The sequence below is a fragment of the Sphingobium sp. TomMM7A genome (assembly GCF_055397305.1).
Genome location: NZ_AP027311.1, coordinates 943,111 through 958,026 on the forward strand (window position 1 = coordinate 943,111; position 14,916 = coordinate 958,026).

Annotated in this window: 14 protein-coding genes and 1 tRNA gene; 6 read left to right on the forward strand and 9 right to left on the reverse strand. The window is 61.4% G+C overall.

Going from position 1 to position 14,916, the window contains the following annotated elements; all coding sequences use genetic code 11:
• The first annotated feature begins 17 nt into the window (after positions 1–17).
• Positions 18–1,472, forward strand: coding sequence for an AMP nucleosidase (locus tag ACZ5ZH_RS04840; protein WP_460985838.1), 1,455 nt, complete (start codon positions 18–20; stop codon positions 1,470–1,472).
• Between the two features lie 13 nt (positions 1,473–1,485).
• Here ACZ5ZH_RS04840 and ACZ5ZH_RS04845 read toward each other — a convergent pair whose 3' ends face one another.
• From ACZ5ZH_RS04845 to ACZ5ZH_RS04865, 5 genes are all read right to left on the reverse strand, one after another.
• Entirely contained in the window at positions 1,486–2,247 is a 762-nt protein-coding gene (locus ACZ5ZH_RS04845; RefSeq protein ID WP_464772341.1) for an alpha/beta fold hydrolase, read from the reverse strand.
• Positions 2,244–2,939, reverse strand: a complete 696-nt coding sequence (locus ACZ5ZH_RS04850; protein ID WP_464772342.1) for a DUF2238 domain-containing protein — start codon at positions 2,937–2,939, stop codon at positions 2,244–2,246. The genes ACZ5ZH_RS04845 and ACZ5ZH_RS04850 overlap by 4 nt, the downstream gene beginning before the upstream one ends.
• Positions 2,940–2,948: 9 nt before the next feature.
• Positions 2,949–3,974 carry an aspartate-semialdehyde dehydrogenase gene (locus tag ACZ5ZH_RS04855; RefSeq protein ID WP_464772343.1) on the reverse strand — a complete coding sequence of 342 codons (1,026 nt, stop codon included), beginning with the start codon at positions 3,972–3,974 and terminating at the stop codon, positions 2,949–2,951.
• 97 nt (positions 3,975–4,071) lie between these two features.
• Positions 4,072–6,306: a S9 family peptidase gene (locus ACZ5ZH_RS04860; protein WP_464772344.1), complete on the reverse strand. Its 2,235-nt coding sequence runs from the start codon at positions 6,304–6,306 to the stop codon at positions 4,072–4,074.
• Positions 6,307–6,421: 115 nt separating this feature from the next.
• Positions 6,422–6,496, reverse strand: a tRNA-Val gene (locus ACZ5ZH_RS04865).
• A 137-nt stretch (positions 6,497–6,633) separates the two neighbouring features.
• Between ACZ5ZH_RS04865 and ACZ5ZH_RS04870 the strand changes: the two genes are divergently transcribed.
• Positions 6,634–6,759, forward strand: a complete 126-nt coding sequence (locus ACZ5ZH_RS04870) for an entericidin A/B family lipoprotein (protein ID WP_097091531.1) — start codon at positions 6,634–6,636, stop codon at positions 6,757–6,759.
• Positions 6,760–6,787: 28 nt separating this feature from the next.
• Here the strand turns inward: ACZ5ZH_RS04870 and ACZ5ZH_RS04875 are convergent, their stop codons facing one another.
• Positions 6,788–6,976: a hypothetical protein gene (locus tag ACZ5ZH_RS04875; protein ID WP_449472385.1), complete on the reverse strand. Its 189-nt coding sequence runs from the start codon at positions 6,974–6,976 to the stop codon at positions 6,788–6,790.
• 199 nt (positions 6,977–7,175) lie between these two features.
• Between ACZ5ZH_RS04875 and hslV the strand changes: the two genes are divergently transcribed.
• Together hslV and hslU are read left to right on the forward strand one after the other, a co-directional pair.
• Positions 7,176–7,718: an ATP-dependent protease subunit HslV gene (gene hslV / locus ACZ5ZH_RS04880; protein WP_449474625.1), complete on the forward strand. Its 543-nt coding sequence runs from the start codon at positions 7,176–7,178 to the stop codon at positions 7,716–7,718.
• A gap of 132 nt (positions 7,719–7,850) precedes the next feature.
• On the forward strand, positions 7,851–9,152 hold the full coding sequence (gene hslU / locus ACZ5ZH_RS04885; RefSeq protein ID WP_449472387.1) for an ATP-dependent protease ATPase subunit HslU: 1,302 nt from the start codon (positions 7,851–7,853) through the stop codon (positions 9,150–9,152).
• Between the two features lie 133 nt (positions 9,153–9,285).
• Here the strand turns inward: hslU and proS are convergent, their stop codons facing one another.
• Together proS and phaR are read right to left on the reverse strand one after the other, a co-directional pair.
• Positions 9,286–10,812: a proline--tRNA ligase gene (proS, locus tag ACZ5ZH_RS04890; RefSeq protein WP_464772345.1), complete on the reverse strand. Its 1,527-nt coding sequence runs from the start codon at positions 10,810–10,812 to the stop codon at positions 9,286–9,288.
• Positions 10,813–10,893: 81 nt separating this feature from the next.
• Positions 10,894–11,484 carry a polyhydroxyalkanoate synthesis repressor PhaR gene (phaR, locus tag ACZ5ZH_RS04895; protein ID WP_449472391.1) on the reverse strand — a complete coding sequence of 197 codons (591 nt, stop codon included), beginning with the start codon at positions 11,482–11,484 and terminating at the stop codon, positions 10,894–10,896.
• On the opposite strand from phaR, the gene ACZ5ZH_RS04900 reads away from it, so the two are divergent.
• Positions 11,483–12,571, forward strand: a complete 1,089-nt coding sequence (locus tag ACZ5ZH_RS04900) for an alpha/beta fold hydrolase (protein WP_464772346.1) — start codon at positions 11,483–11,485, stop codon at positions 12,569–12,571. The genes phaR and ACZ5ZH_RS04900 overlap by 2 nt on opposite strands.
• 45 nt (positions 12,572–12,616) lie before the next feature.
• On the forward strand, positions 12,617–13,789 hold the full coding sequence (locus ACZ5ZH_RS04905; RefSeq protein ID WP_464772347.1) for an acetyl-CoA C-acetyltransferase: 1,173 nt from the start codon (positions 12,617–12,619) through the stop codon (positions 13,787–13,789).
• Positions 13,790–13,835: 46 nt separating this feature from the next.
• Here ACZ5ZH_RS04905 and alr read toward each other — a convergent pair whose 3' ends face one another.
• Positions 13,836–14,882, reverse strand: a complete 1,047-nt coding sequence (alr, locus tag ACZ5ZH_RS04910) for an alanine racemase (protein ID WP_464772348.1) — start codon at positions 14,880–14,882, stop codon at positions 13,836–13,838.
• Positions 14,883–14,916 lie beyond the last annotated feature (34 nt).

A 14,916-nucleotide genomic window follows, 5' to 3' on the forward strand; every position in this document is an offset into this window, starting at 1 on the left:
TGCGGTAGCAAGGTTCGATGACGAAAAGCATCGGCAGCGCGGCGGTCGCGCAACTGGACCGGATCTACCAGACCTCTATCGGAAATCTGCGCGAGGCCATGCAGGCCTATGCCCGCGATGGCAGCGTGCCTCCGCCAGAGGCAAAGTCCGATCGCCGCTTCTGTTATCCCGAACTGCGCATCACCCACCATGCCGAAACCGATGCCCCGCCGCCGGGGCGATCCTTCGCCCGCCTGTCCAAGCCCGGCCTTTATACAACCACGGTCACCCGACCGGAGATGTTCGGCGATTATCTGGCCGAGCAGATTGATTTGCTCGTCCGGGATTATGGAGTGGAGGTCGAAACAGCGGTCAGCGATCAGCAGATCCCCTTTCCCTATGTGCTGGATGGGCTGGACATCAGCGCTCTTGACGGCACCCCTCCGACCGAACTGGCGCGTCATTTCCCCGCAACCGAGTTGGCGGAGATCGGGGACGAGATCGCCGATGGCCTGTTCATGCCGGATGCAGATGGGCAACGGCCGCTGGCTCTGTTCGACGGGTTGCGCACCGATTTCTCGCTGGCCCGTCTGAAACATTATACGGGGACGCCAGCCGAGCATATTCAGCGATACATCCTCTTCACCAACTATCATCGCTATGTCGATGAGTTCGTGGCCTGGGCCTGCGCGGAACTGCAAAAGGATGGCACGCCCTACACCGCCTTGTCCGGCGCAGGCGGCGTCTATGTGACGCGGGAGACGGCCGATCCAGCGCGCATGATCGCGGACAGCGCATGGCGCAAACATCAGATGCCCGCCTATCACCTGATCGCGCCCAATCGCAGTGGCATCACGCTGGTCAATATCGGCGTCGGTCCTGCCAATGCGAAGACCATCTGCGATCATCTGGCGGTGCTGCGACCGGAAGCCTGGTTGATGATCGGCCATTGCGGTGGCCTGCGGCCCAGCCAGCGGATCGGCGACTATGTGCTCGCCCATGCCTATCTGCGCGACGACAAGGTGCTGGATGATATGCTGCCCCCGGAAATTCCGGTGCCAGCCATTGCAGAGGTTCAGGTCGCCCTCGCCAAATCCGCCGAAGCGGTGCTCGGCGGTAGTAGCGAGGAAGATTTCAAGCGCAGGCTGCGCACTGGGACCGTGGTGACGACCGACGATCGCAATTGGGAGCTACGCTATTCCAGTTCAGCGCTGCGGTTCAGCCTGTCGCGCGCGGTCGGGATCGACATGGAGTCCGCGACGATCGCGGCACAGGGCTATCGTTTCCGCGTCCCCTACGGAACATTGCTCTGCGTGTCCGACAAGCCGATCCATGGCGAACTGAAGCTGCCGGGGCAGGCGAACCGCTTTTATGAGGAAGCGATTGCCGGGCATCTGCGGATCGGCCTGATGACGTGCGAACTGCTGCGGCAGGAAGGCCCTAAGCTACACAGCCGCAAGTTGCGGGCGTTCAACGAGCCGCCATTCCGGTGATCGATTGGCGGGGTCAGCTGGTCAGGAACTCCACCATGGCCTCGCCCAGTTCCTTTTTCGTGACTGCGGCCATGTGATTGCCGGGTATCTCGACATAGCGGCCATTGGGCAGCGTATCGACAAGCTCCTGCGCAATCCCATTATCCTGATCGTCGACGCCGCAGATGACTTCGGTCGGCTGCGTGAAGGTCGCGATCGTGTCGGCGGACGTGTCCACGAAGGTGTTCAGGATATGCAATAGTGCGACTGGATCGCCCTTCGTCGTTTTCAGGAAGGCTTCCGTCATCCATTCGGACGTGCCGCGCTCAAACGTGCCGAGATTGGTGAGGACGTTGCGATAATAGCCGCCCTTGTCGAGCGTATTGACGAGGCCGCGCAGTCCCATGCCAGCCAGGATCACCCGGCGCGGGGTCGCGCCGCGCGCCAGCATCCGCACCGTCGTCCGCGCACCCAGCGAATAGCCACCCAAGTCATAATCGGTCAGGCCAAGCTGATCGATGACGGCCAGATTGTCGTCCGTCAGAGCATCCGGCGGATAGGCGGCGGGGTCATGCGGTTTGCCGCTTTCGCCATGTCCGCGCAGGTCGGGCATGATCAGCCGGAAGCCAGCCTCCACAAGCCGCGCGGTATGGCCGTAACGGATCCAATTGGTCCAGGCGTTGGAGAAATAGCCATGAATGAGGACGAGGTCGCGTCCCTCCCCCGCGATATGGACCGCAATGGGAAGACCGCCGAGCCCCTCGACTTCCACTTTCTCTAGCTCAAGGTCGGTCATGATAACTCCCTCACTGTGTCGGCGCTGCTCGATATGGCCTTGGCGCCGCCTTGTCGATGGCGGCGTAGGCCAAGGATCAGCAGGGCGATTAGTGCACCGACCTGAGCGGCGGCCATGTCCTTCTGCGGGTCCCAGACGTCGCCTTGCTGGCCATTATACCAGTCGGCGGTTTCTCCTTCCGCCATCAGCGTCAGCAGCCATTCGAAGGATTCATAAAAGGCGCTGATGAAGCCGATCGTGACGAAGCCGAAGGCCAGGCTCCAGCCCAATCCCATGCCACCCCGTCGCCGCGCGATCTGCACCAGTGGGTGCGTCAGAAGCAGGCCAAAGGCGAAATGGACGAGCCGGTCATAGCCATTGCGCCGCCACCCGAAGGTGCTCGAAAGGTCATGGCCTGTCATCGAACGCGCCCAATCGTCATAGGGCACATAAGAATAGATGTAGCGCCCGCCCAATGTATGCAGGAGCAGGAACAGGGTGATGCAGGCCACTGCGCCATTGCTTAGAGGCCAGCGCCGCAGAAGCCATGGCGCAGCCAAGGCGAGCGCGATTGTCGGCCCATGCTGTAACGGCGCGAGTTCGGGAAATGGCTGATTGATCTGCACGGCGGCGATGGCGCCGATCAGCAGCAGGATCATCCGGCGCTGCGCTATCGGAAGGCTTTTCCAAACAGCGACAGCGCCGGACGTCATCAGTTGGCCTCAGCCCTTCTTCAGGTGGCGGCGGCCCAGCAGTTCGGCGATCTGCACCGCGTTCAGCGCCGCCCCCTTGCGGAGGTTGTCGCTGACGCACCAGAGGTTCAGGCCATTTTCGATGGTCGAATCCTCGCGGACGCGGCTGACGAAGGTCGCATAGTCGCCCACGCACTCGACGGGGGTGACGTATCCGCCATCCTCACGCTTATCGACGAGCATGATGCCCGGCGCTTCACGCAGGATGTTCTGCGCCTGCTCAGCCGAAATCTCGTTCTCGAACTCAATGTTCAGCGCTTCGGAGTGACCGACGAACACGGGAACGCGCACGCAGGTCGCGGTCACCTTCACCTTGGGATCGAGGATCTTCTTGGTTTCCGCGACCATCTTCCATTCTTCCTTGGTCGAACCATCGTCCAGGAAGACGTCGATGTGCGGGATCACGTTGAAGGCGATCTGCTTGGTAAACTTCTTCGCCTCGGCCGGGTCGCCCACGAAGATATTGCGCGACTGTTCGAACAGCTCGTCCATGCCCTCTTTGCCAGCACCGGAAACGGACTGGTAGGTAGCGACGACGACGCGCTTGATCTTCGCGGCGTCGTGCAGGGGCTTCAAGGCCACGACCATCTGCGCGGTCGAGCAGTTCGGGTTCGCGATGATGTTCTTCTTCTTGTAGCCATCGATCGCGTCCGGGTTCACTTCGGGCACGATCAACGGCACGTCCGGGTCCATGCGGTAGAGCGACGAATTGTCGATCACCACGCAGCCAGCCGCAGCAGCCTTGGGCGCATATTCAGCCGTCGGGCCAGAGCCTGCGGCGAACAGGGCGATGTCCCAGCCCGTGAAGTCGAAATGCTCGATATTCTTGACTTTAAGAGTCTTGCCGGTGTCACCGAAATCAACTTCGGTGCCATGCGACCGGGACGATGCGACCGCCGCGATCTCGTCAATCGGGAACTCGCGCTCGGCGAGAATGGTCAGCATTTCGCGGCCCACATTGCCCGTGGCACCAACGACGACGACCTTGTAACCCATGACTAAAGACTCCACTCCATGCAAAAATGCGGAGTGGGCGCCATAGCGTTGTCCCGGCAATTGTCCAGCATGAAGCGGCTTTGCGGGCCGATAGCCTTTATTTACCCGGCGGCGGCTCCTCGGGCGCGGTTCCGTTGCGGCGGAGGAAATCCTCGATCGTGCGCCACAGGTGGATGCTGATGCCGGGGCCGCCCACGCGGTGCGTCTGGCCGGGATAGACCATCATTTCGAAGGGAACAGCGGCCGCCTGCATCCGGGCCATCAACGCGGTGGCGTTGTCGAACACGACATTGTCATCGGACATGCCGTGGATCAGCAGCATAGGGTCTTTGATCTTTACCGCATCGTCTACCGCTCCGGATGCCGGATAGGCGCTTGGGCGATCCTGTGGCTTGCCAAGATACCGCTCCGTATAATGCGTGTCGTAAAGCTCCCAGCGAGTTACGGGAGCGCCCGCGATCGCGGCAGAGAACAGGCCTGGCGCCTTTTCCAGCAGCTTGACCGACATATAGCCGCCATAGGACCAACCATAGGTCGCGATCCGCTGCGGATCGACATAGGGCTGAGATTTCAACCACTCGACGCCCTTTAGCTGGTCGTCGACCTCTACCGTGCCCATTGCACGATATAATTGATCCTCGAACGCCTTGCCGCGATCCGGCGTGCCCCTGTTATCGACTGCAAAGACGATCCAGCCGCGATCCACCAGATATTGATAGACGGGCGATCCCCACTGATTGGTGACGACCCTACCCGCTCCCGGCCCGCCATAATGCAGCATGAAGACGGGGTATTGCTTGCCCGGCTCCAGCGGCGGGGTCATGATCCGCGTATAGAGCGTTGATCCGTCCGCCGCCTTGATCATGCCAAAACGCGTCTTGGCATGGCTGGCAAGGTAGGGGCCATAGGGGTGATCCCCGGTCATGGCATTTTCCGACAACCATCGAAGCCGCTCGCCGCTGCCGTCGGCCAGATAGACCTGCTTGGGCTGGTCCGTGTTGCTGCGAGAGATCACCAGATGCGTTGCGCCGCTGTCCATCACCGCATCATTCCACCAGCCATTGCTGGTCAACTGCCGCACCGGCCCCTTGCCCGACAGGGAGGCTGCGTAAAGCTGCTGCTCTAAAGGCGTTTCGCGATTGCCGGTGAAATAGACGGTGCCCTGCCGCTCATCCACGGCGACCACGTCCCGCACTTCCCATGCGCCACTGGTCAGCGCGACCCACTTGCCGTCGCGAACATGGTAGAGATGGCCGTGCCCGGTCTTCTCCGACCACCACAGGAAGCTGCCGTCATTCAGCGGCTTGAAGTTATTGCTGAGGTTGATCCAGCTTTTCGCTCTTTCGGTCAGGATGATCCTGGACTTGCCCGTCGCAGGATCGATCGCCAGCAGATCGAGCCGCTTCTGATCACGGGTCTGGCGCTGGACGTAGAGCGTCCGACCGTCCTTGGACCAATCGACCCGCGCCAGATAGATGTCGCTGTCATCGCCAAGGTCGACCTTCACTTGGCCACTGCCATCCGGCCGCATGACATAAAGGTCGACCAGCGCGTTGGGTGTCCCCGCAGCGGGATAGCGCTGCCGATAGACCTTCGTGCCTTCCCCGCCGATTGCGGTGCGGGTGACGATACCCACCGGTCCTTCATCCACGCGGGCAACCGCGATCAACTGGTCATCCGGCGACCACCAATAGCCGGTGCGCCGGTCCATTTCCTCCTGCGCCACGAACTCGGCCACGCCCCAACTGACCGTGTCACTCGCCCCCTGCGTCACTTGCCGCTCCCGCCCACCGATCGGCTGCACGAAGAGGTTGCCTTCGCGCACGAAGGAGACAAAGCCACCCTTGGGACTGACCACGCCATTCAGCTCGCTGCTCGGAGTGTTGGTCAGGCGCGACACCTGGCCATCCAGCGATGCAAGGTAAAGATCGCCATCCACCGGAACGAGGATGCTCCTACCATTGGGAGCCCAGTCATAGCTGATGATCCCGGTGCTGCCTGCAACCGACCGATCCCGTTCGCGCTGCATCTTTTCCGCTTCTGAAAGTTCGGCGCCGCTGCCGGTCTTCCTTGAATCCACCAGCATGCGCTCAGCCCCAGTCGCGCTGTCGATGGCCCAGAGGTCCAGTCGTTCCTTCTCGTCCGCGCGGGGCTTGAGCAGCGTGACAAGCTTGCCATCTGGCGAGAGCTTCAGCGCTCGCGGCTGAGGCCCCGATAGATCGGGATTGGCGAAGATGCGTTCCAGCGTCAGTTGGTGTTGTGCGGAAACCGGGATGGCAGCACTTGCCAGCAGTGCCAGAGCGGCTGCGCTGCCCTTCAACAATGAGGACATCCTTATCCTTTCGCCTCGGCCAAGACAGCCGGATGTATCGCCGCGAGTTAACGCGGAGTGGACGAAAAGATCAATGTAGGGACATAATCTTTCTCACCATGACCGGAGGAGATCATGGTGGGCGCGACAGGGATTGAACCTGTGACCCCACCCGTGTGAAGGGTGTGCTCTACCGCTGAGCTACGCGCCCCCTGAAAGGAGGATGCGGCCATTGGCATCGGCCACGGCTCCTGTCAAGACGAGCTTGGACGGGGAGTTGCAAATTGCGCACATTGCCTTTTAGGCATGAAAGTTTAGTGGCGGGAACGATAAAGGGAGTGACTATCGATGCGTCAGACCATTGCCCTCATGATCACCGGGCTTCTTCTCACCAGCTTGGCGGCCTGCAACACGGTCAAGGGCGTTGGCCGGGACATTGAATCGGTCGGACGGGCCGGTGAGAGGGCGATGTAAGGATAGGTCGGCCCTTCCTTCACACCGATTATTGGAGGACGCGGTTAGTCATGGCCGCGCTTCTTTCCAGCTTCACGCCGTCGCAATCCGGCTGGCCGCAGTTGCATGCCGCGATGGTGTAGCGGACGCCGCACATCACAAGGACGTCATGGTCGAAGGTATAGTTGGAAATCCCTGCCCGCTCGACCTTCTCTCGCGCTCTGGCTTTCAGAGACATGTGAAATTTCCTCCCATTCACCGTCCGGACATGATCTTTGCTGCTCTGCACAAAGTCAATTGACCGGGATCGGTTCCTGAATGGATTGTCATAAATCCGTCCAGAAAATGACACGATCCGGCGCCCTCCGCTACTATGCTTGCGCGGTAGCCCATTCGCACCCATATGCCGCGCCATGAATGACCAACGCTCCTCCGCCATGCCCGTCTGGCACGGCACCACCATCATGTCCGTACGAAAAAATGGGAAGGTGATCGTGGCCGGTGACGGCCAGGTTTCCATGGGCCAGACGGTGATGAAGCCCAATGCTCGGAAGGTTCGCCGCTTGCATGATGGTTCCGTCATCGGCGGTTTCGCTGGAGCGACGGCTGACGCTTTCACCCTGTTCGAACGACTTGAAGCGAAGCTGGAACGGCACAATGGGCAGTTGATGCGCGCCGCTGTGGAGTTGGCCAAGGACTGGCGCACCGACAAATATCTCCGCAATCTGGAAGCAATGATGATCGTTGCCGACAAGGAAGTGACGCTGATCCTGACGGGCAATGGCGACGTGCTGGAGCCGGTCGGCGGCGTGGCGGCTATCGGATCAGGCGGCAATTTCGCGCTCGCAGCAGCTCGCGCGCTCGTTGAGTATGAGGAAGATGCAGAGACGCTTGCGCGTAAGGCGATGGCTGTGGCGGCGGACATCTGTGTCTATACCAATGATCAGCTTGTGATCGAAGAGCTGGCGAGCGTGAGTTGATGTAAAGTCCCTCCCGCAAGCGGGAGGGGTTGGGGTGGGCATTTTCCCTATCCCTAAAAGTTGAAGTCGATTGCTTTCGCAATCGCCCCCACCCCCGGCCCCTCCCGCTTGCGGGAGGGGAGTGAGAAGAAGATGAACGACAATCTGACACCCAAGGCCATTGTTTCCGCCCTCGATGCGCACATCATCGGCCAGGCCGATGCCAAGCGCGCCGTTGCCGTGGCGCTGCGCAACCGCTGGCGTCGGCAGCGCCTCTCGCCCGATCTGCGCGATGAGGTTACGCCGAAGAATATCCTGATGATCGGCCCCACCGGCTGCGGCAAGACCGAGATCAGCCGCCGCCTTGCCAAGCTCGCAGACGCGCCGTTCGTGAAGGTCGAGGCGACGAAGTTTACCGAAGTCGGCTATGTCGGCCGCGATGTGGAGCAGATCGTGCGCGATCTGGTCGAGGAAGCGGTGCGCCTGGAGAAGGACCGCCGCCGCGAAGCGGTGCGTGAAGCTGCTTCCGAGGCGGCGATGAACCGTCTGCTCGATGCCCTCACCGGCAAGGAAGCGAGCGAGGCGACCCGCCTCTCCTTCCGCCAGCGGATCGAAAACGACCAGATGAATGATGTCGAGGTTGAGGTGGAAGTTGCCGACAGCCCCTCCATGCCGATGGAAATCCCCGGCATGGGCGGCCAGATCGGCATGATCAACCTGTCCGACATGATGTCAAAGGCGTTCGGCCAGACCCAGAAGAAGCGCCGCAAGCTGCGCGTAGCCGAGGCCTGGGACAAGTTGGTCGAAGAAGAGCAGGACAAGCGACTGGATCAGGACGATGTCGCCCGTGTCGCCATCGCGAGCGCCGAGCAGAATGGCATCGTCTTCCTCGATGAGATCGACAAGATCGCCGTCAGCGATGTGCGCGGCGGTTCCGTCAGCCGCGAAGGCGTGCAGCGCGACCTGTTGCCGTTGATCGAGGGTACGACGGTCTCGACCAAATATGGCCCGCTAAAGACTGATCACATCCTGTTCATCGCATCGGGTGCTTTCCACGTCGCGAAGCCCAGCGACCTGCTGCCGGAGCTTCAGGGCCGCCTGCCGATCCGTGTCGAACTGAAGGCGCTAACAGAGGATGATTTCGTTTCGATCCTGTCCGACACCAAGGCGAGCCTGGTTGCGCAATATCGCGCATTGTTGGCGACCGAAGGCGTCACGATCGACCTCACGCCCGACGGCATTCGCGCGGTCGCGAAGATCGCCGCCGAGGTGAATGGCGAAATCGAGAATATCGGCGCCCGTCGCCTCCAGACGGTCATGGAAAAGCTGCTGGAGGATGTGAGCTTCGAGGCGGAGGATCGTCAGGGCGAGACGCTGGTGGTCGATGCAGCCTATGTCGAGAAGCAGCTTAGTGAGGTGGCGCGGAACACCGACCTCAGCAAATATGTGCTGTAACTACTCCCCTCCAGAAGGCGTTCAAACGAGGCACGTGACTCGTTTGAAGGGCCGGGGGTGGGCGCGAGCGTAGCGAGCCTCCTTCGGAGGCCCCACCCTTTGTTCCCCTCCCGTCTGCGGGAGGGGAGATTGATTAGTAGCTGCGTCCGACCAGCACCCGCTCCACCGCCTTCTCGCCGGTGAAGATACACGCACCGTCAGCAGCATCTGCATCCAGTGGCACGTTGCGCAGCGTCAGCTTCTCGCCCTTCAGCCACTCGATCACCTTGTCGAGCGCCGGACCCGTGGGCTTTGACCATTGTACCAACGCCCAGCCCTGTTTCTTGCTCGCAGCGAAATAGGCTTTCAGCGCATCCAGCGACGTGATCGACTTGTCGATGTTCCCATGCAGCCGGGCCTGCGCATCGGCGAACAGAGCCTGCTGAATCTCCTCCAGCATGCCGGACGCAGCGGCCAGAAAATCGCCCTTTGCGACGATCTGGCTGTCGAGCTTCCCGTCCTCACGATAGAGGCGATCACGGCGCAGAACCGATACGTTCCCGCCCGCAACGTCGCGGCCGCCCACCTCGATCACGATCGGCGCGCCCTTCTTCACCCAGCCCCAGCGCTTGTTCGCTGCTTTGGCGGGTCGCTTGTCCAGAAGCGCGCGGACGGGCTCACGGAATACGTCCTGCTTGTTCAACTCGGCGACCAGATCGGCGCAATAATCCAGGATCGCGCCATCCTCGTCATTATCGCGCAGCATCGGCACGACCACGATCTGATAGGGCGCCAGACGCGGGGGCACGCGCAGGCCGTCATCGTCGCCATGCACCATGATGAGGCCGCCGATCATGCGGGTCGACATGCCCCAACTGGTCGTCTGCGCCAGTTCCTGTTGCCCTTCGGCGTTCTGAAACTTGATGTTCTGCGCCCGCGAAAAAGTCGTACCCAGGAAATGCGACGTGCCGGCCTGAAGCGCCTTGCCGTCCTGCATCATCGCTTCGATCGAATAGGTCGCGACAGCACCGGGGAACCGTTCATTCTCCGGCTTCTCGCCAGCGACCACCGGCAGCGCAACGCACTCTTCGGCGAAGCTGCGATAGACTTCCAGCATCTTCATCGTCTCTTCCATCGCCTCATCGACGGTGGCGTGCGCCGTATGCCCTTCCTGCCAGAGGAACTCGGCGGTGCGCAGGAACATGCGCGTGCGCATTTCCCACCGGACGACATTGGCCCATTGGTTGATCAGCACCGGCAGGTCGCGCCAGCTCTGCACCCAGCGCGAAAAGGCCGCGCCGATAACAGTTTCCGAGGTCGGGCGAACCACCAGCGGTTCTTCCAGCTTTGCCTCCGGATCGGGCACCAGCTTGCCGTCCTTCTGGATCAGACGATGGTGCGTGACGACCGCCATTTCCTTGGCAAAGCCATCCACATGCTCCGCTTCCTTTTCGAAGTACGAAAGCGGGATGAAGAGCGGGAAATAACAGTTTTCGTGGCCGGTCGCCTTGATCCGATCGTCCAGCAACTTCTGCATCCGTTCCCAGATACCGTAGCCCCATGGCCGGATGACCATACAACCACGAACGCCGCTTTCCTCGGCCATGTCGGCTTCGCTGACGACGGCCTGATACCAGGCGGCGAAATCCTGTTCGCGGGTAACGGAAAGGGCGTGCTTCACGGGTCCGGCCTTGTTCTTCGACTTAAAGGATGGCGCGCCATAGGCGAAGCGCGCCGTCCCGTCGACCCCGAACGCGCGGGCTCAGCCCAGCTTGTCGATCTTGGCATTGAGGGCGGAAAGCTGCGCCTTCAAATTCGCGATCTCGTCGTCCTTGCTGCTTTCGGAGGCAGGCTGCGCAGGCGCCGATGCGCCCGGCATTCCCGGCATGGTAGGCATTCCCGGCACGTTGCCGAAGGCATTCGCCGCGGCTTCTAACATCTGCATGTTGCGCTTGGCGATCTCCGCCAGCGGTCCACCGCCAAAGGCACCCTTCATCGCTTCCTGGAACTGCATCTGGTTCTTGCGGAAGGCATTCATCGACTCTTCCAGATATTGCGGCACCATCGACTGCATAGAATCGCCATACATGGCGATCAGCTGCCGCAGGAAGTTGACGGGCAGCATATTCTTGCCCCGCTGCTCTTCCTCCATGATGATTTGCGTGAGGACATTATGTGTTATGTCCTCCCCGGTCTTGGCATCCACCACCACGAACTCGCGCCCCTCACGAGTCATTTGCGACAGCAGATCAAGAGTGATGTAACTGGACGTTTCCGTGTTATAGAGACGCCTGTTCGCATATTTCTTGATAATGACCGGCTCTGATTCATTGGCGGTCTTGGTTTTGGCCATGGATTCCTCTCCCACACCTGTACATTCCGCATTAGCACAAGGTGTTGCCGCACCGCAACATGGCCCTAGGCCGTTGCCCCTCTTTCTCGACATTTTATGGCGGGAAACGGAACATGACCCTGATCTGCGACGGGCAGCTTTCCAAGGTCTGCGTAAATATCAGGACGCCACCCGGCCGTCTCCCCCACCGGCGCCTACCGTCTTTGCTGCAGCCGGAAGCGCCAGATTGCTGCGATACGGCACGGAAAATGGGTGCGCGCCCGTCGTCTTCATCCCTTCACTGATCAACCCGCCACAGGTTCTGGACCTGTCAGAAGGGCGATCCATGCTGCGCCACATGGCCGCAGCAGGACATGAAGCCTATCTGGTCGATTGGGGCAGCCCCCGTGCCGAGGACGCCCACCTCGACCTTGAGCATCATGTGACGAAGCGCCTTCTTACTCTGCTGGAATCGCTCCCCCAGCAGCCCATCCTCGTGGGCTATTGCCTGGGGGGCAGCCTTGCGCTGGGAGCGGCGGCGGTTGCCGAGGTGAAGGCCGTCGCCACCATCGCGGCGCCATGGCAATTTGATGGCTTTCCCGATGCCGACCGCAACCTTATCGCGTCGCTCTGGCGCGGCGCGAAAGCCACCAGTGAGCAGCTCGGTTATGTGCCGATGGAAGTGTTGCAATCGGGCTTCTGGGCAATGGACCCGGCCCGCACCATCCGGAAATATGCGGCATTCGCCGGAATGGAGCTAGGCTCTGAAGCGGAGCGCGCTTTCCTAGCCGTGGAGGATTGGGCGAACGGCGGATCACCCCTAACCTTCGCAGCAGGCCAGGAGCTGTTCGAGAACTTCTACGGACGAAATATCACTGGCCACCGGCAATGGCGAGTCGATGGCAAGACGGTCGATCCTGAAAGCCTTCGCTGCCCGACATTCTCCGTCCGATCCGCCACCGACCGGATCGTCCCGGCCAGCGCCGCACCGGAACTGGCCGAGGGTTTTACACTGCAACTCGGCCATGTCGGGATGATCGTCGGAAGCAACGCCCGTCACCTGCTCTGGGACCCGCTGTCTCTATGGCTTTCAACCCATGGAGGTTGATGATATTGCAACTGCGAACTGAAACCCTTCATTGAGGACAGGACTTTGTCAGACATCGTCATCACCGCTGCAAAGCGTACCGCCGTCGGCAGTTTCATGGGCGCATTCGGGTCCACGCCTGCGCACGAGTTGGGACGCACCGCCATCATCGCGGCGCTCAATCAGGCCGGGGTAACCGCTGAGGAAGTCGACGAGGTCATATTGGGCCAAGTCCTGAGTGCGGCGCAGGGGCAGAACCCCGCGCGTCAGGCCGCCGTTAACGCCGGAATACCTGTGGAACGCACCGCCATCGGCATTAACCAGCTGTGCGGATCGGGCCTCCGCGCCGTCGCGCTCGCGGCGCAGGCGATCAAGGCGGGCGATGCGCGCATCATGATCGCAGGCGGGCAGGAAAGCATGTCGCTCGCCCCCCATGCGCAATATCTGCGTGGCGGCGCGAAGATGGGTCCGGTCTCGTTCATCGACACGATGACGCATGATGGCCTGACCGATGCGTTCAACAACTATCATATGGGCGTCACCGCCGAAAATCTGGCGGAACGGTATCAGATCAGCCGCGAAGCGCAGGATGCGTTCGCCGTGGCAAGCCAGAACAAGGCGGAAGCCGCGCGGGCTTCGGGCCGGTTCCGGGACGAGATCGTCCCGGTGACCGTAAAGGGTCGCAAGGGTGACACCATCGTTGATGCCGACGAATATATTCGCGCTGGTGCTACGCTGGAAGCAATGCAGGGCCTGCGCCCGGCGTTCAAGAAGGACGGCAGCGTAACCGCAGGCAATGCCAGTGGCATCAATGACGGCGCCGCCGCACTGGTCCTCATGAGCGCAGCCGATGCGGCCCAGCGGGGCGCTGCTGTTCTTGGACGTATCGCAGCCTTTGCCACCTGTGGGGTGGACCCTTCGATCATGGGCATCGGCCCCGCCCCCGCTTCGCGCAACGCGCTTGCCAAGGCGGGTTGGTCGCTGGCTGACCTTGACCTGATCGAAGCGAATGAGGCTTTCGCCGCCCAGGCGCTGGCGGTTGGTCAGGAACTGGGATGGGACTCGGAAAAGGTCAATGTGAACGGCGGCGCGATCGCCATCGGCCATCCGATTGGAGCGTCGGGTGCGCGCGTGCTGACCACGCTGCTTTACGAAATGCAGAAGCGTGATGCGAAGAAGGGCCTTGCCACACTATGCATCGGTGGTGGCATGGGCGTCGCCATGTGCATCGAAAGATAGCTGGTAATTGGGCCGCCGGATCGAGTTCGGCGGCCTTACCACATCCTTATTCCCAGACCCGATCGTAACGGGGACCAAGGCCAGTCAGCAATTCATATTGCGACAGGCCGGATAGCGACGCGGTCGCGGGCAAGTCGTAGGCGATGTCGAGCCAATCCCCTTCCGACACTGACGGCATCGTAGACACATCCACCGCGACGAGGTCCATCGAGACCCGTCCCACGACCGGCAGTTGAACGTCGCCTGCGCTAACCATCCCTCGGCCGGAAAAGCAGCGCAGATAGCCGTCCGCATAGCCGATGTTCAACACAGCTATTTCCATGTCGCGCTCGGCGATATGAACCGCGTTATAGCCGATGCCATCGCCTGCGGGCACATGACGCCTTTGCAGGACCTGCGCCTGCGGAAAGACGACCTGCGCGATGTTTCCGGCGGCTTCGGTTCTGGGAATGCCGCCATAAAGCGCCAGTCCCGGCCGCGTCAGGTCAAATGCGTAGGCTTGCCCCAAGCAAATGCCCGCGCTGTTCGCCAGGCTGTAACGGCGCGCGGTAGCTTCCCCCCGCAAGACGCCGAACCGATCAAGTTGCAGTTTGCTGAGCCCGCTATCCTCATCGGCCGACGCCAGGTGACTGAGCAGCGTGTCGACCGTCAACCCGTCCAGAGCGGCGGCGACGTCACTCCGCCAATCCAGTCCGAGCCGGTTCATGCCCGTATCGACCATGACGTCGCAGGCGCCTCGGCCCGCCGCCTTCCACCGCGCGATCTGATCCGCCGTGCAGAGAACGGGCCGCGCACGCGACGCAATCGCCGTCTGCATATCCTCGCCGCGCACACCGTGGAATACGGACAGGTTGATCCCATCCTGTAGCATCGGCTCCAGCAAAGCCGCTTCGGCCCAGTTCGATACGAAAAAGTCCCGGCAGCCCGCGACAAGCAGTCGGCGCATCACCTCGACCGCGCCGGTGCCGTATCCGTTCGCCTTGATAGCGGCGCCACATGCCGCGCCGCCGCTATGCCGTTGCAACCAGCGCCAGTTATTCACAAGTGCGCCGCCATCAAGGCGAAGGCGCAGCGGAGCGGTAAATGCGGTCATCGCCGTTGCGATAGCGGCATCCTGTACAGGCGTC

Bases quoted from the DNA above. Each gene is read 5' to 3' on its own strand.
- ACZ5ZH_RS04840 (WP_460985838.1), top strand. From the start codon at position 18: ATGACGAAAAGCATCGGCAGCGCGGCGGTCGCGCAACTGGACCGGATC.
- ACZ5ZH_RS04845 (WP_464772341.1), bottom strand. From the start codon at position 2,247: ATGACCGACCTTGAGCTAGAGAAAGTGGAAGTCGAGGGGCTCGGCGGT.
- ACZ5ZH_RS04850 (WP_464772342.1), bottom strand. From the start codon at position 2,939: ATGACGTCCGGCGCTGTCGCTGTTTGGAAAAGCCTTCCGATAGCGCAG.
- ACZ5ZH_RS04855 (WP_464772343.1), bottom strand. From the start codon at position 3,974: ATGGGTTACAAGGTCGTCGTCGTTGGTGCCACGGGCAATGTGGGCCGC.
- ACZ5ZH_RS04860 (WP_464772344.1), bottom strand. From the start codon at position 6,306: ATGTCCTCATTGTTGAAGGGCAGCGCAGCCGCTCTGGCACTGCTGGCA.
- ACZ5ZH_RS04870 (WP_097091531.1), top strand. From the start codon at position 6,634: ATGCGTCAGACCATTGCCCTCATGATCACCGGGCTTCTTCTCACCAGC.
- ACZ5ZH_RS04875 (WP_449472385.1), bottom strand. From the start codon at position 6,976: ATGTCTCTGAAAGCCAGAGCGCGAGAGAAGGTCGAGCGGGCAGGGATT.
- hslV (WP_449474625.1), top strand. From the start codon at position 7,176: ATGCCCGTCTGGCACGGCACCACCATCATGTCCGTACGAAAAAATGGG.
- hslU (WP_449472387.1), top strand. From the start codon at position 7,851: ATGAACGACAATCTGACACCCAAGGCCATTGTTTCCGCCCTCGATGCG.
- ACZ5ZH_RS04900 (WP_464772346.1), top strand. From the start codon at position 11,483: ATGGATTCCTCTCCCACACCTGTACATTCCGCATTAGCACAAGGTGTT.
- phaR (WP_449472391.1), bottom strand. From the start codon at position 11,484: ATGGCCAAAACCAAGACCGCCAATGAATCAGAGCCGGTCATTATCAAG.
- alr (WP_464772348.1), bottom strand. From the start codon at position 14,882: ATGACCGCATTTACCGCTCCGCTGCGCCTTCGCCTTGATGGCGGCGCA.